The following is a 23,140-nucleotide window of genomic DNA, read 5'->3' as shown; positions in this document are numbered from 1 at the left end:
TTCCTTTGCCTATACGTCGTGCATCATTGATCCGACCGCACCTACGCCTTGCGCTTTGTTGACATGATTTCAACTCCCGCTTCCCGCAAGGGGGTTCCGCGATGGCGACACCACCATCAGTGCATCTTGTGTTCGTACACGGCCTGTTCTCCTCGGCCAAGGTGTGGACGGCCTTCGGGAAGCTGATAGCCACCGACCCGGATCTGCGCGACTGGGTCACGGTCCACTGCTTCGAGTACGACTCGCCCGTCTTCCGGCTGCGCCCGGACCGGCGGGTCGCCGAGACGGACGACATCGCCGACCAACTGGACGTGTTCCTGGACAACAAGCTCCGCGACGCCACGTCGATCGCCCTGGTCACGCACAGTCAGGGCGGGCTGGTCGTCCAGCGGTTCCTCGCCCGCAAACTCGCGAACGGCGAAGGGCGGTCGCTCGCCCGCATCAAGCACTTCACGATGTTCTCCTGTCCCAACACCGGCTCGGGGTTCTTCCTGACGGTGCGCAGGTTCTGGAACCACGCGCAGGAACGCCAACTGCGGCCGTTCGACCGGGCGGTGACGGAGGCCCAGCGCACGATCATGGACCGTGTGGTGCACGCGCGCACGCACAGCGACCAGGAATGCCCCATTCGCGTGGAGGCCTACGGCGGCACCGCCGACAACGTCGTGCCGGCCGTCGTGGCCAGAGGCCTGTTCCCGTCCGGCGGTGTCGTGCCCGGAGACCACTTCTCCATCGTGCAGCCGGACGACCACAACTCCCTGTCGTACATCACGGTCCAGTCCGCACTGCAGTCCGTCGCCGGACCCCGCCCCAGCCGAGCGCCTTCGGGCATTCCGCCGGAAACCCAGCAGGTCCACTCCGTCTCCCCTCCCTTCGCCAAGCTGGAGGGCCAGTTGCAGGGGCAGGAGCGGCACCGCATCATCGCCTCGGTCGTGTCCCCGGACTCTCCGCACAAGGTGCACGTGCTGGCGGGGCTCGGCGGCCTGGGCAAGAGCCGGCTGGCCCTCGAGATCGCGGTCGTCGCACGCCGGACGGGCCGCCGGGTCTGGTGGGTCTCCATGCCGCAGCTCAACGCCTGCATGCGGACGGTCGCCGCTGAACTGGGCGCGTCGGCGGCCCAGGTGGAGCACGCCTGGCAGGGCGTGGGCAGCGCCACGGACCTGGTGTGGCGGCTGCTCGACGCCTCGCGGGAGCCCTGGCTGCTCGTCTTCGACAACGCCGACGACCCGCAACGGCTCGGCCCGCGCGACGGTCCGGTGTCGGAGGGCAGCTGGCTGCGCGAACCGGCCGGGGACAACGGCATGGTGATCGTCACCAGCCGGGTGCGCGCCCGGGACGTGTGGGGGCCCTGGAGCCAGGTGCACCAGGTGTCCCCGCTCACCGAGGCGGACGGCGCCTCGCTGCTGCTGGAGCGCACGAAAGGCGTGGGCGGCACCAACGAGCAGGCCCGTCGCCTCTCGGCCGAACTCGGCCACCTGCCCCTGGCGTTGCGGGCGGCCGCCGACTACGTGAAGGTGGTCAACAGGCGCAGGGTGGCCTTCGGCGACAAGGAGATCAGGGACTTCGACAGCTACCGGCTGGCCGTGAAGCGGCGCTTCGAGTGCGCACCGGGCGACCTCGACGAACTGCTCGGGCAGGAGATCGTCGAGGAGGTGTGCGGCATCGCCCTGCGGCTGCTCGACCGCCAGGGCCTGACCCACGCCGCGCCGTTGCTCAAGGTGTTCGCCTGTCTCAACATCGCGCCGATCCCCTACCGCTGCCTGCTGGGCGGCGCGGCACCGGCCGAGTCGCCGCTCTTCCCCGGGTTCTCCGCCGCGCAGCGCGTGGACGTGCTGCAGGGGCTGGAGGACCTGGGGCTGACGGACGTCAACGAGCGTGACGACACGGACGATCCCGAACTGTCCTCCGTACTGACCCTGCACCCGGTCGTCCACGGCGTGCTGCGCGGCGACAGGGACGTACGGCGGCGGCGCAGCGACTACTACGGGCTCGCGGTGCGGATGCTGCTGGACGCGACGAAGGGCAAGGACCCCGACTACCCGGCGCGCTGGCAGCTGTGGGCGGCCGTCGCCCCGCACGCTATCGAGGTGGCGCGGACCTGTCTGCTCGGCAGCTGGCGGCCCGATCACGGCGTGCTCACCGACGCCCTCGAGCTCGCGCGGCTGACCGCCCGCTATCTCATCGCGACGGGGCTGCTCGGGCCGGCGCACGATCTGGTGCAGCCGGTCGTCGGGGGCTGTGCCGGCTTCGGTTTCCACGAGGACGACCGGGAGATCCTGGCCCTCCGGCACGAGAAGGCGCGCATCGCCCTCGAGCGCGAGGAGCACGCGGCCGCGGAGAAGGAGCTCGAGCAGGTCGTCGCGGCGCGTACGGACCTCCTCGGCGAGGACCACCCCGACACGCTGGCCAGCCGGCACAAGCTCGCACGCGCGATCCTCGAACAGGGCCGGGCGGCGGAGGCGGAGCAGCTGCTGTGGCCGATCGTCCAGGCCGAGCACCAGGTGAGCGGCCCGGACCACTACCACACGGTGGTCGTACGGCACAGCCGGGCGCGGGCGATGCTGAGCCTGGGACGGGCGGCCGAGGCTGAGGAGGAGGTGCGGGCGATCCTGGCCGTCGTCCGACGCAACGCCTGGCCGGCGTCGGCCCCGGAGGTCCTATGGCTGCGGCTGACCCTGGCACGCTGTCTGCTGTGCTCCAGTTCCCGGGAGGCAGAGGCCGAGGCCGAGGCCGAGCTGCGCGGTGCCCTCGACGACGCCGCCCAGCCCGCCGACTCGTACCGGATGATGCCGCTCCGGCACCAGCTGTGCGTCGCCCTCCTGGCGCTGGGACGGACGCAGGAGGCGGTCGGGGAGCTTCGGGGCCTGGTGGCGGACCAGCACCGGACGCTGCCCCCGGACAGCCCGCTGATGCGGCAGACCGAACAACTCCTGAACAAAACGTTGACGGAAATGAGTGGCGCGAACACCCTGCCGGATGAGGGGAGTTGACGAGGTCCGGCCATCTGCCCGAAGGACTTGCGGGCGGCATCCGTTTGCCACCACTCTGGATGGATGACACCCAATCCCACCGAGCCGGAAAACGATCGTTTACTGCAATGGGGCGCCCCGGGAAGCGCCCTCGAGAAGATCCAGTCGGAGATCGGCCGGCGGATCGCGCGGGAAGCGATGGAGACCGATCACCAGGCACTTGAACTCGCGGCCAAGACGGCCTTCCGGGCCATGACCGATCCGAGTCCCGCATAGCGGCATAGCGACCGACAAGAAACGGGGCGGCCCGAATGACTTCCGCCGACTTACACGACCCGTTCTTCCGCATCATCACCTCGTCGGCGTTCATCCATCGGCATCTCGCCGATCTCGCGGCAGGGCGTTGTGCCGTGGTCCGCGTCCCCGGCGTCCTGCCGCGTTCCCGGTGCGAGCAGACGCTGCGGGTGCTGGGGAGCAGGACGTTCGACTCCTACGGCCGCGAGCGCGTGGACCCGCCCGTGATGCGGTTCGGCGTGGGCGTCAGCGACCACCGCGAGAACGGCGAGGTCGCCGACGCCTATTGGGGCGCGCTGGAGGAACACCAGCGGGCCTGGAACCGGCTCGGCCTGCCCTTCGACCCGTTCGCGCTGTGCCGTGAGGCCATCGGGGCGGGCTGGCCGCAGGGCGTGGCGGTGGGCCGGCGCGACGGCCGGGCGATGGGCGCCGGTGTCTTCCGCGAGCCGAACCAGGGATTCCAGGTCCATTTCGACGACGCACAGCGCGAGTTCTCCGGGGATCTCCTGGATTCGCCGCTGATCGCCCAGTTCGCGTTCAATCTCTATCTCAGCGTTCCGGATTCCGGCGGGGAGACGGTCCTGTGGCGCCATCTGTGGCACCCGGCGGACGAGGCATTCCGGCTGCCCCATTCGTACGGTTACGACGAGGCCGTGGTCGGCGATGCCGAATCGATCGAACTCGAGCCCGAGGTCGGCGAGGCCGTTCTGATCAACCCGCGGTATTTCCATGCGGTACGTCCCAGCCGGGGATCCCGGCGCATCGCACTGGGTTTCGCCGTGGGCCTGAGTGCGACCGGCGAATTCATGACCTGGGGCTGACTCGCATTCCTGTGCGGCCCTTCTTACAGTCTTCCAGTGACTTTGACGGTCCGTCCGCACATCGCTACGTTGAGCTGATGGAGCTCTTGCGCTATGTCGCGTTCAGCACCGATCCGTTGGGCGGCAATCCGGCCGGAGTCGTGCTGGACGCCACGGGCGTCGATGACGCGACGATGGCGGCGACAGCGGCGGAGGTCGGCTTCTCCGAGACGGCGTTCGCCGTGCCGCGGGCCGACGGAAGCCTGGCCGTCCGCTACTTCAGCCCGCGCACCGAGGTGCCGTTCTGCGGTCACGCCACCATCGCGACGGCGGTCGCGTACGCCCGGCGCCACGGTGCGGGCGACCTGCGGTTCCGTACGAAGGCCGGGACGGTCCCCGTCACCACCCGTACCGCGCCGGACGGTTCGGTGGTGGCCACGCTCGTCAGCGTGGAGCCCCGGTCGGCGCCGATCGCGGATGCCGACCTGGCCGAGCTGCTCGCCGCACTGCGCTGGCAGGCCGCCGACCTGGACCCCGCGCTGCCGCCCCGCGCCGCCTACGCCGGTGCCTGGCACCCGGTGATCGCCGCGGCCCGCCGCGAGCGGCTCGCCGCGCTGGACTACGACATGCCCGCGCTCGCCGCCCTGATGCGCCGCAACAACTGGGCCACGGTCGACCTGGTGTGGCGGGAGTCCCCGGCCGTTTACCACGCACGCAACCCGTTCCCGCCCGGCGGCGTCGTCGAGGACCCGGCAACCGGGGCCGCGGCAGCCGCACTTGGCGGCTATCTGCGCGAGCTCCGGCTCATCGACGCACCGGCTGCCTTGACGGTCCACCAGGGCGACGACATGGGCCGCCCGAGCACGATCGCCGTGGAAGTGCCGCACACCGGCGGCATCGCGGTCACCGGCACGGCGGTACCGATTCAGGCGCCATAGCGGCGCTGACGGGCGGCGTACGCGCGCAGGGCACGCAGGAAGTCGACCTCGCGGAACGCCGGCCAGTACGCCTCGCAGAAGTACAGCTCCGAGTAAGCGCTCTGCCACAGCAGGAAGTTCGACATGCGCTGCTCTCCGCTGGTGCGGATGACCAGGTCGGGGTCGGGCTGACCGGCGGTGTAGAGATGGCGGGCTACGTCCTGTGCGGTCAGGTCGGCGGCGAGGTCCCGCATCGGCCTGCCGGCCTCGGCCTGCTCGTACAGCAACTCCCGCATCGCGTCGACGAGTTCCTGGCGGCCGCCGTAGCCGACGGCAAGGGTCACGTGTGCCCCGGTGGTGCACTCCCGCGTGGCCTCGACCGCCTCTTTGAGCGCACGCGCGGTGGTGTCGGGCAGCGTGTCGAGGTTGCCGGCGACGTGCACCCGCCATCGCGGCCGCGGCTTGGCGAGCTGCGCCGTCAGAACGTTCTCGATCACCCGCATCAGGAAGGCGACTTCGGCGTCGCCGCGTCGGTGGAGGTTCTCGGCGGAACAGACGAACACCGTCACGTGCCTGATCCGCAGGGCGTCGCACCAGGACAGCACTTCTTCCACGTGCTCCGCCCCGTACTTGTGGCCGAGGCTCGGATTCCCGATGCCCTGTCGGCGCGCCCAACGGCGGTTGCCATCCATGATCAGCCCGATATGTCCGGGGAGTTGACCGCCCCGAAGCCGCCGGCGAAGCCGACGGGCGTAGAGGGCGTAGAGCGGGTCGGTGAGGAGCACGACGGAGCCTTTCGGGAGTGGCGTGCATACTGGGGGAGCAATAGCACGCGCCGCGTGTCATTGAGGGAAACCTACTGTCCACTGCCCGGGGGCGCCAGTGCGTACCAACGATGCCCAGATGCTCGTCCTGTCCGCGCTGGCGGACGGCCCTCTGCACGGGTATGCCGTGAGCACCGCGATCGAGCGGATGACCGGCACACGGCTCGGCCGCGGCAGTCTGTCCGGCGCGCTGGCCCGGCTGCGCGGCAAGGGGCTGATCGAGTACCTGGAGGCCGAGGGGAGACGGCGCCCTCTGCGTCTGACCTCTGCGGGCCGCGAGTTGCTCGAGTGCGAGATCGAGAGCCTGACGCATGTCGCGGGGCGCATGTTCGAGACCGTTGTCCCCGACAAGGCCGTCTATCTGGACCGGCTCGCCGCGACCGATGCCGCGCGCTCGTACAAGCAGGCGGCGCTCGACGCGCTGGCCGTCCGGCCCGGGCATGCGGTCCTGGACCTGGGCTGCGGTCCGGGCACCGGTCTCGAAGCGCTCGCCCGCGCGGCAGGCTCCGCCGGTACGGTCATCGGCATCGACTCCGATGCCGGGATGGCCCGCGAGGCCCGGGACCGGGCCGCCCGCCTCCCGCGAACCGGCGTGCTGCGGGCCGACGTTCACGCGCTGCCGCTGCCCTCGGGCTCCGCCGACCGCGCGCTCACCGATCGTCTGCTGCAGCACGTCGCAGACCTCCCCCGGGCCCTGGCCGAGCTGGGGCGGGTCCTGCGCCCCGGCGGCCGGCTCGTCATGGCCGAGCCCGACTGGGACTCGCTCGCCGTCGACCACCCCGATCCGGAGATCGCCCGGGCCTACACGCGTCACATCGCCGACAGGATCGTGCGCAACGCGGTCGTCGGGCGACAACTGCCGCGGCTCGCCGAGCAGGCCGGATTCGCCGTCTCCTCGGTCGCCCCGGCCACATCGGTGTTCCGGGATGTCCGCGCCGCCGACCAGGCCCTCGGTCTTCAGCGCAACACCGAGCGCGCCGTGGCCGCGGGCTACCTCACCGAACGGCAGGCCGACAGCTGGCTCGGCCATCTCGCACAGGGCCCGTTCTTCGCTGCCGTGACGCTGTACATCGTCACGGCGGAAGTCCCGTCACGAACCTGACACTTCCACCGTCACCTCGATCTCCACCGGTACGTCCAGCGGCAGCCGGCCGACCCCGACGGAGCTGCGGGCGTGCCGCCCGGACTCGCCGAACACCTCGACGAGGAGTTCGCTCGCCCCGTCGACCACCCCGGTCTGCCCCGTGAAGTGCTCGGCGGACGCGACGTATCCGACCACCTTCACCACCCGCACCACCGCATCCAGCCCGGCCACCGCATCGACGGCGGCCAGCGCGGCCAGGGCGCACCGGCGGCTGAGCTCCCGTGCCCGCTCGGCCGTCACCTCGGCGCCGACCTGGCCGGCGGCGATCAGCTCGCCGTCGGCCATCGGGACCTGGCCCGAGACGTACACGTACCGCCCGGTGCGGACCGCGGGGACGTACGCGCCCTTGGGCGGGCTCACCCCGGGAAGTTCGAGGCCGAGTTCGGCGAGTCTGGCGTGGGCATCAGCGCTCATGGCACCTCCTGACGACCCGGAACACGGCGCGATTCTCCCACCGGCGCGGCGGCCCCGGGCCGGAATGTGCGGCTCAGTACCCGGTCGGCCGGATGAGCCCGGTCTCGTAGGCGAAGACCGCGGCCTGGGTCCGGTCGCGCAGGCCCAGCTTGACGAGGATCCGGCTCACATGGGTCTTCACGGTCTGCTCGGCCACCACCAGGCGCTGGGCGATCTCCGCGTTCGACAGGCCCTGGGCCACCAGGGACAGGACCTCGGTCTCGCGCTCCGTCAGGGCGCCGACGCGCTCCTTGAGCGGGGCCCGGGGTATGACGTTCATCCGGGAGAACTCGGTGATGAGCCGCTTGGTGACGCTGGGGGCGAGCAGGGCCTCGCCCGCGGCCACCACCCGTACGGCCTGGGCGAGTTCGGCCGCCGAGGCGTCCTTCAGCAGGAATCCGGACGCGCCCGCGCGCAGCGCCTCGTAGACGTACTCGTCGAGGTCGAAGGTGGTCAGGACGAGGATCTTGACGGTGGCGTCGTCCGGCTCGGTGAGGCGGCGGGTCGCCTCGATGCCGCCGAGCCCGGGCATGCGGATATCCATCAGGACGACGTCCGGGGCGAGTTCGGCGGCCTTGGCGACGGCGTCGAGGCCGTCGACGGCCTGGCCGACCACCTCGATGTCGTCCTCCGCGTTGAGCAGCACGGTGAAGCCCTGACGGACCATCACCTGGTCGTCGGCGATCATCACCCGGATCGTCATGTGTTGTCGTCCTTCGCCATGGAAACGGGGAGTTCGGCCACCACTTCGTAACCGCCCTCCGGAGTGGGCCCGTTGGCCAGGGTTCCGCCCAGCATCGCGGCGCGCTCGCGCATGCCGGTCAGGCCGTGCCCCGCGCCCCGCGAGGGCGGGGCGGGGCGGTCGGGGGCGGTGTTGACCACCCGGATCATGAGCGCCGCGGGGCCGTGGGCGAGAACCACCCGCACCGTGGCGCCGGGCGCGTGCCGCATCGCGTTGCTCAGCGCCTCCTGCACGATGCGGTAGGCCGACAGTTCCACGCCGGGTGCGAGCGGGCGGGCCGTGCCGGAGGTGGCGAGTTCCACCCGCTGCCCGGCGCCGCGCACGTTGGCCAGCAGCTCGTCGAGCCGGTCGAGTCCGGGCTGCGGCGCGTGCCGTGCGCCGTCGGACGGGTCGTTCTCGCTGCGCAGGACGCCCAGTACGCGGCGGAGTTCCGCCAGGGCGTCGACCGCGTTGCGGCGGATGCCCGCGAGGTTCTCCTTCAGTTCCTCGGGCGGGTCCTTCACCAGGTGCGGGGCGACCTGGGCCTGGATGGAGATCACCGACATGTGGTGGGCGACCACGTCGTGGAGCTCGCGGGCGATGCGGCCGCGCTCCTCGAGGAGGGTGCGCCGGGCGCGTTCCTCGGCGGTGAGCTCCTCCTGCTCGACCAGCCGGGTACGGGCCACCCGGCTCTGGCGCAGCGAGGAGCCGGCCACCACCGCGGTGACGAAGACCACGACGGCCTGGTCGAGGTTGCTGTGATGAACCTGCGTCGCGAAGGCGTTGTTGACGAGCGCCGACAGGACGGTCACGGCCACCGCGACGGCCGCGGCCAGCGGGCGGACCCGCAGCGCGAGGAGGAGCAGGACGAAGGTGTGCAGGACGGCCCCGAAGATGTTCCAGGGCCACAGCACCCCGATCCTGATGCCGTTTTCCACTGCCGCGGCGGTCACCATGAGCCCCGCCGTCGAGAGCCACCAGGCGGGCGCCGGGCGGGACATCGCGAGGACCACGGCCCCTGTCTGGACCACTGCGAGCAGCAGACCGGTCGCCCCGAGCCCGGCGCGCGCGATCTGCCCGCCGTTGAACAGGCCGAGGATCACGGCGAGCAGCGCCAGATGCGCGTGCGGCATCCGGCCCAGCCAGGCCGAGCGCGGCAGGGGGTCGCGGGCGGTCGTCAGCAGGTCCTCGCGCAGGATGCGCGGCACCGCCAGGAGAGCGGCGGCCAGCCGTCTCCCTCTGCCCCCTTCTCCCCCCGTGTTCACATGATCCACTCTAGACACGCCTCGCCTCCGCCCTCCGGGCAGGCTGCCGTTCGTACGCGCGGAACGCGGCTCCGCACACCGCCAGCAGGGCCGCGAACACGGGCAGCCAGGCCAGCCGGGCGAGCACCCAGCCGACGCCGTCGGGGAGCGTGTGCAGGCCGGGCAGGGGCGGGCCGACGAGCAGGCCGAGCGCGGTGACGGCCATCATGGCGGTCTGGTGCCAGAGGAAGACCGTCATCGCGGAGAGGTTCGGCAGCACGACCGCCGCCCAGACGGCGGGCCGGCGCAGCACCCGCCGCAGCGGTCCGAGCAGCAGGAGGGCCGCGCCGCACTGGGCGAGCCCGAAGGCGACCGCCGCGAGGGTGGGCGGGTTGAGGTTGGAGATGCGGGAGCCGGGCACGCCGACCATGGCGGCCGGGTAGCCGGCCCACAGCACGAGCCCGGCGGTGGCGGCGGCGCCGCCGAGCAGCAGCACCCATCCGGCTGTGCGTCCCCGCAGGGCGCCCCGGGCCCAGGCGGCGCCGAGGCAGTACGGGACGAGCCAGCCCGCCGCCACGTTGATCCAGCCGGGCCAGGACGGACCGCCGAGCCCGAAGCGGATCAGGTCGACGTGCAGGACGACGGCGAGCGGCCACAGCGGATGCAGCCGCGCGACCAGCGGGGTCGCGGCGGTCAGCACGACGAAGACCAGCAGGAACCAGAGCGGGGACAGCACCAGCTTGAGCAGGGTGTACAGCGTCTCGACGCCGACTCCGGCCAGGAGCATGGCGCTTGCCGTCACGGCCCACAGGGTCAGCACCGCGGCGACCGGTCCGAACAGCCGGGCCGTCCGGTCGCGCAGCCACCGCCCGTACGGGACGCCCCGGGCGCGGGAGCGGGCGTAGCTCGCGGCACCCACCCTGCCGCCCACCAGGAAGAAGACGGCCAGGGTCTGGAACAGCCAGGAGACGGGCGTGAGTTCGGGCAGGTAGTGGAGCGGGCTGACGGCCCGCACCGTGCCGCTGTCGGACACGAGGGCGGTCACCAGCCAGTGGCCGAGCACCACGCCGAGGATGGCGAGGGCACGCAACGCGTCGACGGCGCGGTCGCGTTCGGGCGGGGTGGCGGCGTCGATCCGCCGGACGAGGTCACGCATGACGGGCCTCCCCCGTGGAGGTCCGTCCGGTGACGATCCGGGCGATGTTCGCGAGCGGGACGGAGCCGGGCGCGAGGTAGTCGCTGTGGCCGCCGTGGCCCGCGGCGAAGACGTGGGCGCCGAAGGAGGACGAGACCGGGTCCGTCCCGAACCCGACGGTGACGAACGGGAGCCGGAGCCGTATGTGCGGTACGGAGCCGACCCAGTCGCCGCTCCCGCGGCCCGCCCAGACGGTGGCCCGGGTGTGCAGTCCGGCGACGTCGCGGGCCCCGGTGCCGGGGCTGCCGTACAGGACGATGTCCGCGACGTCCAGCCCGGACGCGGCCCGGGCGCAGACCACGGAACCGTACGAGTGGCACACGACGGACATCCGGGCGGCGGGCCGGAGCGTGCGCAACTCCCCGGTGAACCGGCGCAGTCCGGGGGCGGCGCTGTCCGCGCGGTCCGCGGTCAGCGCGTCGGTGCTCACCGTGCCCGGCGTCTCGTACCCGAGCCAGGCGATGACGACGGACCGGCCGCCCATCTCCTGCCGCAGTGCCTCGGCCCCGGCGCGGAGGCGGCCGTAGGTGTCGAGGCTGGTGTCCGATCCCGGTACCAGGACGGCGATCCGCTCGGCGCGGGAGAGGTCCCCGAACACCTCGGCGGTACGGCCGCCGTCGCGGCCGTCGAAGGAGAGGAACCGGCGCTCCGGTTCCTCCATGGAGCGCAGTGCGGCGGCCCGTTTCCGGTCGCCGTGGTCCGTGGCCGTCCGCTCGGCGGCCCGTACGTCCTCCCGCGTGGCGGCGTACCGCGCGGCGAGGGCGGCGGGGGTCGCGGCCCGCAGCGGGGCGAGTGCGGCCGGGGCGGGGGCCGGTACGGCCGCGGGGCGGGCGGCGCCCGCCAGCGGCACCGCCACCGAGGCGACGACGAGTGCGGCGATCAGGGTGCGTCGCAGGCGGCTTGTGCGCGGGCGGGGCGCCATGGTGAAGGGTCCTTCCGTGCCGGAGGGTTGATCGTGTTTCCGGCACAGAAGGTAGGGACAGGGCCGTGTGGTCGGCGTCCCGCCATGGGGGTCAGTCGCGGGTAGCTCCGGAGTACTACGGGTAGGGGGCGGCTTCGTCGAAGCCCGCGGAGACGCGCTCGGCCGAGCGCCGTGCCGCGCGGCTCGAGGCGACGGCGCCGAGGACGACGATGGCCAGGCCGATGCCCGCGATGAGATACCAGCCCGGCAGGCTCGCGCGGGCGAAGCCGTCGGTGATGTCCTTGCCGGGACCGGCGAGCACGATCGCCCCGAAGACGGCCACCCCGAGCGACTGGCCCAGTTGCCTGCTGCTGGAGGCGACGGCTCCCGCGACCCCTGCCTGGTTGAGGGGCATGCCCGCCATCGCGGTGTTGTTCACGGGGGTGTTGGCGCCGCCGAAGCCCAGGCCGAGGAGCGTGTACCCGGTGAGCAGCAGCACCGAGGAGTCGGTGCCGATGACGTCGGCCGTGATCAGCGCGGCGCCGGTGACGGCCGCACCGGCGGTCACCAGGGCGGCCAGCGCGCCCCGGGCCCTGACGAGCAGGCCGGACAGCTGTGCTCCGAGCGCGGTGCCGACGGCCATCGGCAGGGTGTACAGGCCGGCGCGCACCGGTGAGTAACCGCGCACGTCCTGGAGGTAGATGGAGTTGAGGAAGAGGAAGCCGCCCATGGCGGCGTAGGTCAGCACGGCGATGAGCATGGACGCCGAGAAGGGCACGCTCCGGAAGAACCGGAAGTCGATGAGCGGATCGTCGCGCCGCCGCTCGACCACGCCCAGGCCCGCCGCGGCGAGGACGACCACGGCGATGCCGGCCTGGATCCGGAGCGACCCCGCACCGAGCCGCGGCACCTCGATGATGGTGAAGACCGTGCCGGCCACGAGGACGAGCACCAGCGCCTGGCCCACGAGGTCGGGTCTGCGGCGCAGGTGCGATCTGCTCTCCGGGATGAACAGCCGTGCGCAGACCGCCACGGCGAGGGCGATGGGGATGCTGGTCCAGAACACCGACCGCCAGCCCAGTGTCTGCACCAGCACACCGCCGACCACCGGCCCCGAGGCCATGCCCAGCCCGACCGCGGCGCCCCAGATGCCGAACGCCGAGGCCCGGGCGCGGGGTTCGGTGAAGATGTTGCTGATGATCGACATTCCGACCGGGTTGAGCATGGACGCCCCCACCGCCTGGACGACGCGGAATCCCACCAGCCATCCGGTGGTGGGGGCGAGGCTGCACAGCAGTGACCCGAGAGCGAAGGTGACCAGGCCTATGCCGAAGATCCGCCGTCTGCCGAACCGGTCGCCCATGGAACCGCTGAGTATCAGCAGCGAGGCCAGGGTCAGCAGATAGGAATCGACGATCCACTGCAACCCGGAAACGCCGGGATGCAGTTGCGCGCGAATGTCCGGCAGCGCCACATTCAGGATCGTGTTGTCCAGGTTCACCAGGAACGTGCTCATGCAGGCAATGGCCAGTACGAGCCGTTTCCGCGTGGACGACAGATCCGTACCGGGCGGACCGACACAGCGGCCGCCTGTCCTTACCACACTCAACGAGTCAACCAACCTTGTTCAGCGGACGTGCTGGGTGTCGTGGAACCTGATGCGCAGGAGATGACGGCCGTGGTCGGTGAATGCCGTACGGGCGTGCACCGCGCGGTGGTTGTCGACGAGCACGAGGCTGTCGTCGCCGAGCGTCAGCCGGACCTCCTGCGGCGCGTCATTCAGCGCCGCGTCGAGTGCCTTCATCGCGGCACGCAGATCCGGGTGGTCGTACTCGGGACGTTCCGCGAGCCCCTTTTCGACGGTGTCCTTGCGCCACCGCAGCGTATTGTTCTCGCCGATGATCGGGGCGAGGGTGTACTTCCGCTCCTCGGCCTTTCCGCTCTCGGTGTAGACGGACGGAATCCGGAAGGGAATATCGAGCGCCTGCAATACCTTCAGCGCCCTGCGGCCCTCGGGTGTGGTGCCCAGGTGATCCATGATGTGGTTGTTCGCGCGGAGCTTGCTCTCTCCCCCGCCGCAGCGTGCCGAACGCACCGCATAGAGCAGGAAATAGCGTTCCGGGTCCGGGTAGTACTGCGCGTCCGTGTGGTACTCGGCCTCGGAATCCAGCTCCGAATAGGTCGCGAAATACTCGCCGTTCTTGGCACGAGCCGTGACGGGCCACACGACCTGGTTCTGCCGGGGATCGGTACCGGTCGGGTACCCCATGCCCACGGTCAGGGAGTAGAGCAGCACGCCTCGGTCCTCGACGTCGAGGCTGCTCAGGTGCATCCGGGGGACGATGAGCGCCTTCGCCTCACCGAGTATGGCTCCCTGAAGTTTCGCGACCATGTCGGCCAAGTGACGGGAGCGCGACAAGAGTTCCTTGCGGAGGACGTCGGGCTGTTCGGACGGGACGAGCTTGCTTCCCTGCGCGGGGAATCCGAAGTGCTCCTCGAGGACCTCGCGCAACACGGGGAGGTCGTCGACCCAGAACGGATCGACCTCGATCTCCTCGATCCCGTCCGCCAGTAACTTCACTGCCTGCTTCTCGCTCATGGGCATATCCATATCCGTGCCGAATCCAGGTGCAGAGGAATAGGTCTTCCCCCTATGCGGCTGCACTCTACACAGAGGCCGCGAAAGGGCAACAGCTTCGATGTGACGGACTCGAAACGTCCTCTCCGCGCAGACAACTGACGCCTCATCCGCAACCGGCGCCCGGCTTACCGCAAGTAGCCCGTCGCGGACCACGGCTTTCACCTTGGGGCCGACCGCTTGGGCCATACCTCGCCTATACCTGCCCCTTGCCCAAACCACAGACGAATGTGCCGTACATCTCACGCGCGCATTGCGCATTGCGGCGGCCCGGGCACGGAGCGTGCCCGGGCAATGCCCGTCATTCGGCGGGGACTTCGGGAACTTCGGGGACTTCCACTAGTTTCCGCACGGTCATCGGCTCGGCGAGGATCAGCGCCAGCACTTCTTTCACATGACGGAAGTGGGGCGTGGCGAAGTGCTCTTCGAGGGCCTCCCCACTCGTCCATTCCTCCACGATCACCATGCGGGCGGGGTTGTTGGGGTCGGCGTAGGGCCGGTAGGCGAGGCAGCCGGGCTCGTCCAGGGACGGCTCGATCATTGCTTCCAGAGCGGTACGGAGCCGGTCCTCCTGCCCGGGGGAGGCGAGGCATTCGGCGATGACGAAGAGGGACATGAGACGTGCTCTCCTTCTCCTTGGGAGTTCGGTGAGGTGCGTCCACCACTCTGCTCCCCCGGCGGCACCTCACCCAGTGGCAGCCGGTGCCTGGGCACGGCGTGACCACCCTGGCCCTGCCCCCCGCCCGCGATACTGACCCCATGGCACTGGACAGACGCGCAGAACTGGGTGAGTTCCTCCGCTCCCGACGGGCCCGGCTCCGGCCCGAGGAGCTGGGGCTGCCGGACTACGGCGGCGCCAGGCGCGTCCCCGGACTGCGCCGCGAGGAACTGGCCCGGCTGGCCGGGGTGAGCGTGGACCACTACGTACGCCTGGAACAGGGCCGCACCCTGCACTTCTCCGGGGCGGTACTGGACGCGGTCGCCCGCGCGCTGCGGCTGAACGCGGTGGAGCGGGAGCACCTGTACCGGCTGGCCCGCCCGTGGCCGGAGCCGGAGGGCACGGACGCCGTGCCCCGGCCGCAGACCGTACGCCCCGGACTGCGCCGGCTGCTGGACCTGGCCGCCGACGTACCCGCGTACATCGTCGGCCGCAACACCGACGTCCTGGCCTGGAACCGGCTCGCCGCCGCCCTCATCACCGACTTCGGCGCTCTACCGCCGGAGCAGCGGAACCTGGCCCGCCTGGTGTTCCTCGACGAGGGCGTGCGCAACCTCTACGCCGACTGGCGCGGCAAGGCGAGCGACGTCGCCGCCTACCTCCGCCTCGACGCCGGACGCCACCCGGACGACCCGCACACGGCGGCGCTGCTCGACGAACTCGACGCCCACAGCCCGGAGTTCCGGGAGGCCTGGGCCGAACACCGGATCAAGGACAAGACCCACGGGCGCTACGTCTATCTCCACCCGGTCGTCGGCGAGCTCGACCTCGGCTTCGAGACCCTCCGTCTCCCCGACGACCCCGACCAGGCCCTGATCGCCCACACCGTCGAGGACAACTCCCCGTCGCAGACGGCACTCCGGCTGCTGGCGAGCTGGGCGCAGGACAGTCTGCCGGTGGGCTAACGCCACGCGTGGCGGACCGTCAGCCGTCCGTACCCCATGACCCCGGAGATCCGGATTGTCGGCCCGCCGGGGCGGGAGTCCCGCGGGGGCCTGTAGCGCATGTCCTTCCATGCGGTGTGCAGACCCTCGAAATCGACGATCGCGTCGCGAGGCACCGTGATCCTGGCCCTGCCGGTGCCGAGCGACAGCTCGATGTCGACCACCGGATGCTCGATGACCGCCTGGGACAGGTCCAGGTCCACCTTTCCGAACTCGGACGCGACCTTGAGGGTCCGGGGCACCTGCCACGCGCCACGCCGTCGGATCCATCCGGTGGCGGCGCCGATCGTGGACGTGGTGCCCGCGTCCTTCCGCTCCGGGAGCGAGGCCAGGGCCTGTATGAGCTCGCCGTGTGTCTTGGCGGTGAGCGTCTGTTGAAGACGTACGTCCATCTCCTCGTGCGAGATGCGTCCTGCGGCGAACGCCTCCTGCAAGCGCTGCACAGCCGTGTCGCGGTCGTCGTCACCGATCAGTGTCGAAGGGTCTTCCGGCAGAGAAGTCACCGTTTCACTTTAGTAGCACACCGGAGTTGGTGCTCGCGGCGGCGATCTCGTCCAGGTCCCGCCGGGTCAGCGCCACGGAGTCGGCGCCGATCCAGCCGTCGATCTGCCCGGCCCTGCGGGCCCCGACGATCGCACCGGTGACACCGGGCCACGCCAGCGCCCAGGCGATCGCCACCTCCGCGACACTCACACCGTGCCGGGCGGCAACGGGCCTGAGCGCTTCGACGAGTTGAAGGTTGGCGGCAAGCCCGGTGGTGAAGTCATGGTGGGCGGAACGCCAGTCGTCGGCGGGCAGACTCGCCACGCGCTCCGCCGAGAACGCACCGGTCAACAGCCCCGACTGCAACGGCGAATACACGATCACCCCCGTACCGTGCGCATGCGCCCACGCGATCTCCTCCGCGGCGGACCGGTTGACAGCCGAGAACGGCGGCTGAACCGCGTCCACATGGGCAACCCGCTCGGCTGCCTCCAACTGCTCGGCCGAGTGGTTGGACAGACCGATCGCCCGCACCTTGCCCTCGGCCTTCAGGTCGGCCATGACCTGCCAGTACTCCTCCAACGGCGTGGCCGGGTCCGGCCAGTGCACCTGGTACAGGTCGATGTGATCGGTGTTCAGCCGTCGCAGTGAGTCCTCCACCTCGCGGCGCACGCTCGCGGGCCTCATGACCTTGCGCGGCGCGGCGTGCGGGTCCTTGGGATCCCCGACCATGCCCGCCTTGGTGAAGACGTACGGCCGGTCCGCCTCCGGCAGACCGGCGATCGCCTTGCCGACCAGTTCCTCGGAGTGGCCGAGCCCGTAAACAGCGGCAGTATCGATCCAGTTGACCCCGGAGGCCACCGCATGCCGGATCGCCGCGATCGACTCGGCATCGTCGGCAGCGCCTCTGCCGAAGCGCCAGCCGGAACCCGCTATCGCCAGAGCGCCGAAGCCAAGACGCGTGATGTCCATGCCGGTGCCGCCAAGAGGAAGAGTGGTGGTCATGTCGGGCTGCTCCCTGAAGAGTCCTGAAGAGTTCGGTGAGGTGCCCACCACTCTGATCGGTCCCCCGCAGCCCGTACCTGGGCACGACATGACCAGGCTGGCGCGCACAGCCCGTGAATACTGACCCCATGGCACTGGACAGACGCGCAGAACTGGGCGAGTTCCTCCGCTCCCGACGGGCCCGGCTGCAACCGGCTGAGCTCGGGATACCGGACTACGGCGGCGTCAGGCGCGTCCCCGGACTGCGCCGCGAGGAACTGGCCCAGCTGGCCGGGGTGAGCGTGGACCACTACGTACGCCTGGAACAGGGCCGCACCCTGCACTTCTCCGAGTCCGTACTGGACGCGGTGGCCGACGCACTGCGCTTGAACCCGGTCGAGCGGAAGCACCTGTACCGGCTGGCGCGGCCCGAGCGCAGGGACCCGGCCCCGCAACCGCAGCACGTACGGCCGGGGTTGCGCCGGCTGCTGGACGCGGCGGCGGGCGTACCCGCGTACATCGTCGGCCGCAACACCGACGTCCTGGCCTGGAACCGGCTCGCCGCCGCCCTCATCACCGACTTCGGCGCCCTGCCGCCACAACAGCGCAACCTGGCCCGCCTGGTGTTCCTCGACGCGCGCATCCGCTCGCTCTACGCGGACTGGCCCAGCAAGGCGAGCAACATCGCCGCCTACCTCCGCCTCGACGCCGGACGCCATCCGCACGACCCGCACACGGCGGCCCTCATCGACGAACTCGACGCCCACAGCCCGGAGTTCCGGGAGGCCTGGGCCGAACACCGGGTCAAGGAGCAGACCCACGGACGACGCGTCTACCTGCACCCCGTGGTCGGCAGGCTGGACCTCGGCTTCGAGACGCTCCGCCTCCCCGACGACCCGGACCAGGCCCTGATCGCCCACGCCGCCGACGGCGGCTCCCCGTCACAGGCCGCGCTGCACCGCCTGGCGGTCCGGGTCGCGTGACGCCGCCAGTCCCGCCTCGAGGTCGAGGTCCTCGAAGGACACCAGCTCCAGCCACTCCTCGAGGAGACCGCGGTCGCCGAACACCTCCACGCGGTCACCGGTGAGGGGAAAGCGGCGGTAGAAGATGCCGAGGATGTCGGTGAGCGGGGCACGCAGCGCCACGGCGGCCTTCTCGTGGGTGCGGCGGTAGGTGAGCGTGCTGCCGGTGAGGTCGATCAGCCACTCGGCCGTCAACTCCGGTGCGGTGTCCGTCGCGTGGAAGTGGATGGTACGGCCGGGGCTGAGAAGGCGGGAGCGTTCGGGGTGGAGTCCCTTGGCCTGGGCCAGACAGCACATCTGGATCCACTCCTCGATGCCGTCGGCGGCGACCTCAGGGTCGACCCGGAAGTCGGTGCCGGCCGCGAGCGTCGCGTCGAGGCGGTGGATCACGAACTCGTGCGTCATCCGCCGGGCCCAGTACCACGCCGGCCCTGCCGGCCCCAGGCGGCCAGAGGTCTCGGCATCCGGCCCGAACTCGAGCAGGGCGGTGACGACGGCCCGCTCCCCCGCCGCGAGCCAGGCGTCGAGCGCCGCCGCGTCATGGTGGTCCACGGGACCGCCCAGTCCGGGCGGGGGCACCGAGGGGTCCAGTCCGAGGGGCTTCATCCGCAGGGCGCGCTCGGTACGGCGGTGGTAGTCACCGACGTGGACGGCGAGGTCGGCCAGGGTCCAGCCGGGGCAGCTCGGCACGGCCGCGGCGAGGTCGGCGCCCTTGAGGACGTCCCTGAACCGATCGGTCTCGGCGGTGACTTCGGCACAGCAGCGTTCGAAGGAGAGGGAACCGTCAAGCGTCATGCCCGCAGGGTAGCGGGCACCGGTTCACCGCTCTTCTTCGGAGAGGGCGCTCCTCACTTCCTTCCCCGCCCGGTCGAGTTGCTCAGGAGTCTTCTCCCGCAGGGCCTTCTCGCGGTCGGCCCTGGTCATCCCGCTCAGGAAGAACCGGGCGTCGCCGGACAGCTTCCTCTGCTTGTCGTCGTCCGATTTGCCGGGCATGGGGCGTCCTCTCCGGTGTGCGGGTCGTCTCCCACCAGCCTCGCCGCTGGGCCGCGAGCCTGCGCGCCGACTGGCCCATCCGGGCGATGCGAGCTCCTCCTTGTGCGAGCTCCTCCTTGTGGGACACTTCCGCTCGACAGGCTGAACACGGGGGAGCATGCGGTGAGCACGGAGATCTACTTCGCCAACAACTACCGGGACATGTGCGAACAGCACGGCACGGCGGCCGGTTTCCAATTCGAGTTCCACTGCTCACGCTGCCAGGACACCTGGCGCTCCGCCTTCGAGCCCTATCACGGCGGACGGCTGTCCAGCTGGCTGAACAAGGGCATCAGCGCCGCGTCGGGCGTCCTCGGCAGCCTCGGGAACGACATATCCAGCGCCGCCGACGGCCTGGCCGGCTCCGGGTGGGGCAACGCCCGCGACGCCTCCTTCAAGCGGGCCATCACCGCCGCCGAGGGCCACTTCAACCGCTGCGGGCGCTGCGCCTCGTACGTCTGCGTCCGCTGCTGGAACCCCGAGAAGGGCCTGTGCCTCCACTGCGCCCCCGACACCGCGGGCGAAATGATGGCGGCTCAGCAGCGCGGTCTCAACGACATGGTGTCGCAGCGTGCGTACGACGACGGCCAGCGGCAGGGTCAGGAGTACGACGCGCAGACGGCCCGCCAGTTGGTGTGTCCGCAGTGCCGTGCCGAGACGCACGGCGGCCGGTTCTGCCCGGGCTGCGGCGTCCAGTTGGCGCAGCAGACGCCGTGCTCCGGCTGTCAGGCTCCGCTGCCGGAGGGCGCGACGTTCTGCCCGGGGTGCGGGCAGCGGCGCTGAGCGGTCTCGGGGAAGTGGGGTGCGTTCCCGCGTCGTCCGGTGCGTGCTCTCGGCGCGCCGGCCGATGGCCTTCGTAGTGGGCTACTCAGGTCATCGGCCGGTGCGGCGAGAGTACGTGCCGGGCGGCGCGGGGGGCGTGCCCCACTTCCCCGAGACCGCTCAGCAACGTTGGCGCAGGTTGCTGTCCCCGCAACTTCCGTGGCTGTGCCACACTTCCGCTGTCCAGTACGGAATCCACGGGAGCATGCGGTGAGCACGGAGAACTACTTCGCCAGCAACTACCGAGACATGTCAGAGCAGCGCGGCAACGCAGCAGGTTTTCAGTTCGAGTTCTCCTGCTCGCAATGCCGTGACAACTGGCGGTCCCCCTTCGAGGCCTTCCGGGGCGCCCAGATCGCAAACTGGGTCAACATGGGCGTTCGCCGCGCATCCGGGCGACTTGGGCGCATGAGGAATGAAATATCCACCGTTGCCGAGGGGTTGGCGGGCACCGGCTGGACCAATGCGCACGATGCGGCTCTGCAGCGGGCCATCACTGCGGCCCAGAACCACTACAACCTCTGCGAGCGCTGCGGCACGTATGCGTGCGGCCGGTGCTTCAATTCCGGCCAGGGGGCGTGCAACAAGTGCGCGTCCGGCGGTGGATCGTCGGCGCAGGGGTCGTACCAGCAGCGGGGCTTCGGTGACATGCCGTCGGCTGAGCGCTCGTACGACCGGCAGCCTTCCCCGGCTCCGTCCCCGTCGCCTTCCGCTCCGTCCCCGTCGCCTTCATCGTCGCGGAACGCGGCCTGCCCGCAGTGCCACAGCGAGACCCACGGCGGCAAGTTCTGCGCGAGCTGCGGCCATCAGCTCGACCAGCAGACGACGTGCACCTCCTGCCGGGCGCAGCTGCCGGCGGGTGCGTCGTTCTGCCCGGGCTGCGGGCAGCGGCAGTAGGAGGCGTACGGCTCGCAGTGGCCCGGCACCGTCATGCGTGTGCCGGGCCGTGTGCGGTCAGGCCGTCTTGGTGGCGAGGGACAGGACGACGGGCAGTGCGGGGTGGCGGGCGACGTCGTCCGGGGACATGAACAGAGGGGTGACGACGGCGTCGCTGTCGGGCAGCGGGACGGTCAGGCCGATCGGTGCCGGGCCCAGCCGCTGCCACAGCGCGGAGCTCGAGTCCGACGACGCCTCGACGTAGAGGCCCAGTTTGCCGTGGTACAGCTCCCTCAGCAGGTCGGCGGCGAGGAGCAGGAAGGCTCCGCGGCTCGGGGCTCCGGGGCGGGCGGCGGCCAGGGCTCCGTGGACGTGGGGCGGGAGGTCGGACGGGTAGTGCGCGTCGAGGATGTCGATGAGCGCGAGGCAGCTCTTCGCGGCGGGCCCGGTCGAGGCGGCCATGTCCGCGCGGAAGGCCTCGTTGTCCTCGTCGGTGATGGGGGCGCGCACGGAGGGCTCCCAGACGATGACGGCGTCGCGGGACGGCGAGATGAGCGCGACCCCTTCGTGCCGGACCATGAAGCGGACCCAGGCGGTCATGAAACCGGCGATCCACCGCTCCCGTTCCGGGAGTTCGAACGGGACCGCCCAGCCGATCACCGGGTCTTCGGTGAACGCGGCGGCTAATATGCCGGCGATCTCCTCGAAGTCCTCGGACACTTCCACGCCGTACGTCACTGTGCCTCCCGTTGCTGGTCGCCGCGCCGCTGCTCGTCCCGGTGGGCGGTGAGGAAGGCGGATACGACCGGTTCGACGGCGTCCCGGTCCGCGCGCCAGCTGCACACCGAGAGGCGCACGGCGTTCTGGCCCTTCCATTGGGTGGGGGTCACCCAGCACGTTCCCTCGGCGTTGAGCCGGGCGATCACCCGCTGGGCGTGGTCGTCGTCCCCGATCCGCAGCAGGATCTGGTTGAGCCGGACGGGGACGAGGAGTTCGACGCCCGGTTCGCGGGCCAGGCGCCGGGCGAGGTGGCGCGCCACGTCGCAGGTGCGGTCGACGAGCTCGGCGATGCCTTCGCGGCCGAGGTGGTGGAGGACGGACCAGAGGGTCAACGCGCGTGCCCGCTGGGACATTTCCATGCGGTAGTCGACCGGGTCGCGTCCGGTGCGGGCGCTGGTGTGGATGTAGTCGGCGTGGATGCTCACGGCCTGGCGGAACGGCGCGGGCTGTGCGCAGAACGCGAGGCCGCAGTCGTAGGGAGTGTTGAGCCACTTGTGGCCGTCGCAGGACCACGAGTCGGCGCGCTCCACACCGTCCAGCAGTCCGCGCAGCCGGGGGGAGGCGGCCGCCCAGAGTCCGAAGGCCCCGTCCAGGTGGAGCCATCCGCCGTGCTCGTGGGTCACGTCGGCGATCTGCCGCAGCGGGTCGACGGAGCCGGAGTTGATGGAGCCGACCTGGCCGCACACGATCAGGCCGCCGGAGGCCCGGGCGGACAGCTCCCGCAGATGATGGACGTCCATGCGGCCTTCGCCGTCGGCCTCGACATAGCGGACCTCGCCGCTCAGGCCCAGGAGGCGGAGGCAGCGCAGGACGGAGATGTGGGTCTCCTTGCCGAGCAGGACGGTCAGCGACGGCGCGCCTTGCATGCCCTGCTCGTTGACGGCCCAGCCCGCACGGTCCAGTTGGTGTTCGCGGGCCGCGGCCAGGCAGATGAGGTTCGCGGTCGTGGAGCCCGAGGTCAGCCCCATCACGGTGGTGGCGGGCAGGGTGAGCAGGTCGGTGAGCCAGCGTTCGCACACCTCTTCCGCCACGGCCGCCAGCGGGCTGAGGTCGTGGAAGACGGCGCACTGGTCCCACAGGCTGGTGAGCCAGTCGGCGGCGATGCCGACCGGGAGGGCGCCGCCGACGGCGTAGCCGAAGCTCCGCGCCGCGCCGGAGGCCAGCGCGCCCGCCTCCCCGGCGCGCATCAGCTGTTCCACGGTCGCTTCCGCGGGATTCCCCGACTCCGGCAATTCGCCGCCCAATAACTCCCCTAGTCGGCCGGGTTCGTGTGCGCATATCGGACGCTCGCGGCCGAGAAACGAATGCGCGTAGCGAGTCACTTCCGAAAGCAGGCCCAACTGATCCTTCACGATTCCCCCACACCCCGTCTCCAGCAC

General features: G+C 71.0%; 24 protein-coding genes. 9 read left to right on the top strand and 15 right to left on the bottom strand.

The genetic code is table 11. The annotated features are described in order from the left end of the window. Positions 1 to 128 precede the first annotated feature (128 nt). The 4 genes from ACV530_RS09415 to ACV530_RS09400 all read left to right on the top strand — a co-directional run bounded on the left by ACV530_RS09415 (position 129) and on the right by ACV530_RS09400 (position 5,001). Entirely contained in the window at positions 129 to 2,990 is a 2,862-nt protein-coding gene (locus ACV530_RS09415) for an alpha/beta hydrolase (protein WP_494331856.1), read from the top strand. Between the two features lie 63 nt (positions 2,991 to 3,053). Further along, positions 3,054 to 3,245: a hypothetical protein gene (locus tag ACV530_RS09410; RefSeq protein WP_494331855.1), complete on the top strand. Its 192-nt coding sequence runs from the start codon at positions 3,054 to 3,056 to the stop codon at positions 3,243 to 3,245. Positions 3,246 to 3,280: 35 nt separating this feature from the next. Next, entirely contained in the window at positions 3,281 to 4,084 is an 804-nt protein-coding gene (locus ACV530_RS09405; RefSeq protein ID WP_494331854.1) for a 2OG-Fe(II)-dependent halogenase WelO5 family protein, read from the top strand. A gap of 77 nt (positions 4,085 to 4,161) precedes the next feature. Then, positions 4,162 to 5,001 carry a PhzF family phenazine biosynthesis protein gene (locus ACV530_RS09400; protein ID WP_494331853.1) on the top strand — a complete coding sequence of 280 codons (840 nt, stop codon included), beginning with the start codon at positions 4,162 to 4,164 and terminating at the stop codon, positions 4,999 to 5,001. Here ACV530_RS09400 and uppS read toward each other — a convergent pair. Continuing rightward, on the bottom strand, positions 4,989 to 5,765 hold the full coding sequence (gene uppS, locus ACV530_RS09395) for a polyprenyl diphosphate synthase (RefSeq protein WP_494331852.1): 777 nt from the start codon (positions 5,763 to 5,765) through the stop codon (positions 4,989 to 4,991). The two genes, ACV530_RS09400 and uppS, sit on opposite strands and share 13 nt — an antisense overlap. Before the next feature lie 97 nt (positions 5,766 to 5,862). On the opposite strand from uppS, the gene ACV530_RS09390 reads away from it, so the two are divergent. Continuing rightward, on the top strand, positions 5,863 to 6,906 hold the full coding sequence (locus ACV530_RS09390; RefSeq protein ID WP_494331851.1) for a methyltransferase domain-containing protein: 1,044 nt from the start codon (positions 5,863 to 5,865) through the stop codon (positions 6,904 to 6,906). Here the strand turns inward: ACV530_RS09390 and ACV530_RS09385 are convergent. From ACV530_RS09385 to ACV530_RS09350, 8 genes are all read right to left on the bottom strand, one after another. Beyond that, complete coding sequence (locus tag ACV530_RS09385; protein ID WP_494331850.1) at positions 6,895 to 7,362, bottom strand: RidA family protein; 468 nt, start codon at positions 7,360 to 7,362, stop codon at positions 6,895 to 6,897. The genes ACV530_RS09390 and ACV530_RS09385 overlap by 12 nt on opposite strands. A gap of 73 nt (positions 7,363 to 7,435) precedes the next feature. Then, on the bottom strand, positions 7,436 to 8,104 hold the full coding sequence (locus ACV530_RS09380; RefSeq protein ID WP_494331849.1) for a response regulator: 669 nt from the start codon (positions 8,102 to 8,104) through the stop codon (positions 7,436 to 7,438). Further along, positions 8,101 to 9,387 (bottom strand): sensor histidine kinase, encoded by a 1,287-nt coding sequence (locus ACV530_RS09375; RefSeq protein WP_494331848.1) that lies wholly within the window; start codon positions 9,385 to 9,387, stop codon positions 8,101 to 8,103. The genes ACV530_RS09380 and ACV530_RS09375 overlap by 4 nt, the downstream gene beginning before the upstream one ends. A gap of 10 nt (positions 9,388 to 9,397) precedes the next feature. Next, entirely contained in the window at positions 9,398 to 10,522 is a 1,125-nt protein-coding gene (locus tag ACV530_RS09370; protein ID WP_494331847.1) for an acyltransferase family protein, read from the bottom strand. Beyond that, complete coding sequence (locus ACV530_RS09365; RefSeq protein WP_494331846.1) at positions 10,515 to 11,483, bottom strand: alpha/beta hydrolase; 969 nt, start codon at positions 11,481 to 11,483, stop codon at positions 10,515 to 10,517. The genes ACV530_RS09370 and ACV530_RS09365 overlap by 8 nt, the downstream gene beginning before the upstream one ends. Positions 11,484 to 11,598: 115 nt before the next feature. Beyond that, a complete protein-coding gene (locus ACV530_RS09360) occupies positions 11,599 to 12,978 on the bottom strand; it encodes an MFS transporter (protein WP_494331845.1) in 1,380 nt (459 codons plus the stop codon). Positions 12,979 to 13,089: 111 nt separating this feature from the next. Next, positions 13,090 to 14,061: a TauD/TfdA family dioxygenase gene (locus ACV530_RS09355; protein ID WP_494331844.1), complete on the bottom strand. Its 972-nt coding sequence runs from the start codon at positions 14,059 to 14,061 to the stop codon at positions 13,090 to 13,092. Positions 14,062 to 14,401: 340 nt separating this feature from the next. Beyond that, complete coding sequence (locus tag ACV530_RS09350) at positions 14,402 to 14,716, bottom strand: putative quinol monooxygenase (RefSeq protein ID WP_494331843.1); 315 nt, start codon at positions 14,714 to 14,716, stop codon at positions 14,402 to 14,404. A gap of 143 nt (positions 14,717 to 14,859) precedes the next feature. On the opposite strand from ACV530_RS09350, the gene ACV530_RS09345 reads away from it, so the two are divergent. Next, positions 14,860 to 15,723, top strand: coding sequence for a helix-turn-helix transcriptional regulator (locus tag ACV530_RS09345; RefSeq protein ID WP_494331842.1), 864 nt, complete (start codon positions 14,860 to 14,862; stop codon positions 15,721 to 15,723). Here the strand turns inward: ACV530_RS09345 and ACV530_RS09340 are convergent. Together ACV530_RS09340 and ACV530_RS09335 are read right to left on the bottom strand one after the other, a co-directional pair. Next, positions 15,720 to 16,265, bottom strand: a complete 546-nt coding sequence (locus ACV530_RS09340; RefSeq protein WP_494331841.1) for a DUF1707 SHOCT-like domain-containing protein — start codon at positions 16,263 to 16,265, stop codon at positions 15,720 to 15,722. The genes ACV530_RS09345 and ACV530_RS09340 overlap by 4 nt on opposite strands. A gap of 4 nt (positions 16,266 to 16,269) precedes the next feature. Next, a complete protein-coding gene (locus tag ACV530_RS09335) occupies positions 16,270 to 17,250 on the bottom strand; it encodes an aldo/keto reductase (protein WP_494331840.1) in 981 nt (326 codons plus the stop codon). Positions 17,251 to 17,378: 128 nt separating this feature from the next. Here ACV530_RS09335 and ACV530_RS09330 point away from each other — a divergent pair, with 128 nt between their 5' ends. Then, the gene (locus ACV530_RS09330; protein ID WP_494331839.1) at positions 17,379 to 18,212 is read left to right on the top strand and encodes a helix-turn-helix transcriptional regulator; all 834 of its coding nucleotides are present in this window, start codon (positions 17,379 to 17,381) and stop codon (positions 18,210 to 18,212) included. On the opposite strand, the gene ACV530_RS09325 is transcribed toward ACV530_RS09330, so the two are convergent. Both ACV530_RS09325 and ACV530_RS09320 read right to left on the bottom strand, forming a co-directional pair. After that, entirely contained in the window at positions 18,171 to 19,046 is an 876-nt protein-coding gene (locus tag ACV530_RS09325) for a maleylpyruvate isomerase family mycothiol-dependent enzyme (protein ID WP_494331838.1), read from the bottom strand. The genes ACV530_RS09330 and ACV530_RS09325 overlap by 42 nt on opposite strands. Before the next feature lie 24 nt (positions 19,047 to 19,070). Further along, positions 19,071 to 19,244, bottom strand: a complete 174-nt coding sequence (locus ACV530_RS09320; RefSeq protein WP_494331837.1) for a hypothetical protein — start codon at positions 19,242 to 19,244, stop codon at positions 19,071 to 19,073. 162 nt (positions 19,245 to 19,406) lie between these two features. On the opposite strand from ACV530_RS09320, the gene ACV530_RS09315 reads away from it, so the two are divergent. Beyond that, positions 19,407 to 20,066, top strand: coding sequence for a double zinc ribbon domain-containing protein (locus tag ACV530_RS09315; RefSeq protein ID WP_494331836.1), 660 nt, complete (start codon positions 19,407 to 19,409; stop codon positions 20,064 to 20,066). A 249-nt stretch (positions 20,067 to 20,315) separates the two neighbouring features. Then, positions 20,316 to 21,002 carry a double zinc ribbon domain-containing protein gene (locus tag ACV530_RS09310; protein ID WP_494331835.1) on the top strand — a complete coding sequence of 229 codons (687 nt, stop codon included), beginning with the start codon at positions 20,316 to 20,318 and terminating at the stop codon, positions 21,000 to 21,002. Between the two features lie 57 nt (positions 21,003 to 21,059). Here the strand turns inward: ACV530_RS09310 and ACV530_RS09305 are convergent, their stop codons facing one another. After that, positions 21,060 to 21,719, bottom strand: a complete 660-nt coding sequence (locus ACV530_RS09305; RefSeq protein WP_494331834.1) for a hypothetical protein — start codon at positions 21,717 to 21,719, stop codon at positions 21,060 to 21,062. Then, positions 21,716 to 22,960 carry a pyridoxal phosphate-dependent decarboxylase family protein gene (locus tag ACV530_RS09300; protein WP_494331833.1) on the bottom strand — a complete coding sequence of 415 codons (1,245 nt, stop codon included), beginning with the start codon at positions 22,958 to 22,960 and terminating at the stop codon, positions 21,716 to 21,718. Before ACV530_RS09300 ends, ACV530_RS09305 begins: the two co-directional genes overlap by 4 nt. Between the last annotated feature and the right edge of the window lie 180 nt (positions 22,961 to 23,140).

The sequence above is a fragment of the Streptomyces sp. SX-6 genome (assembly GCF_059089585.1).
Note: the sequence above shows the minus strand (reverse complement) of the source record. Positions and strands in the feature narration are given on the sequence as shown.

What these genes read in the sequence shown, in the direction of transcription:
- ACV530_RS09350 (WP_494331843.1), bottom strand. Translation starts at nt 14,716, where the DNA reads ATGTCCCTCTTCGTCATCGCCGAATGCCTCGCCTCCCCCGGGCAGGAG.
- ACV530_RS09325 (WP_494331838.1), bottom strand. Translation starts at nt 19,046, where the DNA reads ATGACGCTTGACGGTTCCCTCTCCTTCGAACGCTGCTGTGCCGAAGTC.
- ACV530_RS09370 (WP_494331847.1), bottom strand. Translation starts at nt 10,522, where the DNA reads ATGCGTGACCTCGTCCGGCGGATCGACGCCGCCACCCCGCCCGAACGC.
- ACV530_RS09330 (WP_494331839.1), top strand. Translation starts at nt 17,379, where the DNA reads ATGGCACTGGACAGACGCGCAGAACTGGGCGAGTTCCTCCGCTCCCGA.
- ACV530_RS09410 (WP_494331855.1), top strand. Translation starts at nt 3,054, where the DNA reads ATGACACCCAATCCCACCGAGCCGGAAAACGATCGTTTACTGCAATGG.
- ACV530_RS09320 (WP_494331837.1), bottom strand. Translation starts at nt 19,244, where the DNA reads ATGCCCGGCAAATCGGACGACGACAAGCAGAGGAAGCTGTCCGGCGAC.
- ACV530_RS09360 (WP_494331845.1), bottom strand. Translation starts at nt 12,978, where the DNA reads ATGAGCACGTTCCTGGTGAACCTGGACAACACGATCCTGAATGTGGCG.
- ACV530_RS09405 (WP_494331854.1), top strand. Translation starts at nt 3,281, where the DNA reads ATGACTTCCGCCGACTTACACGACCCGTTCTTCCGCATCATCACCTCG.
- ACV530_RS09365 (WP_494331846.1), bottom strand. Translation starts at nt 11,483, where the DNA reads ATGGCGCCCCGCCCGCGCACAAGCCGCCTGCGACGCACCCTGATCGCC.
- ACV530_RS09345 (WP_494331842.1), top strand. Translation starts at nt 14,860, where the DNA reads ATGGCACTGGACAGACGCGCAGAACTGGGTGAGTTCCTCCGCTCCCGA.
- ACV530_RS09355 (WP_494331844.1), bottom strand. Translation starts at nt 14,061, where the DNA reads ATGAGCGAGAAGCAGGCAGTGAAGTTACTGGCGGACGGGATCGAGGAG.
- ACV530_RS09385 (WP_494331850.1), bottom strand. Translation starts at nt 7,362, where the DNA reads ATGAGCGCTGATGCCCACGCCAGACTCGCCGAACTCGGCCTCGAACTT.
- ACV530_RS09400 (WP_494331853.1), top strand. Translation starts at nt 4,162, where the DNA reads ATGGAGCTCTTGCGCTATGTCGCGTTCAGCACCGATCCGTTGGGCGGC.
- ACV530_RS09380 (WP_494331849.1), bottom strand. Translation starts at nt 8,104, where the DNA reads ATGACGATCCGGGTGATGATCGCCGACGACCAGGTGATGGTCCGTCAG.
- ACV530_RS09335 (WP_494331840.1), bottom strand. Translation starts at nt 17,250, where the DNA reads ATGACCACCACTCTTCCTCTTGGCGGCACCGGCATGGACATCACGCGT.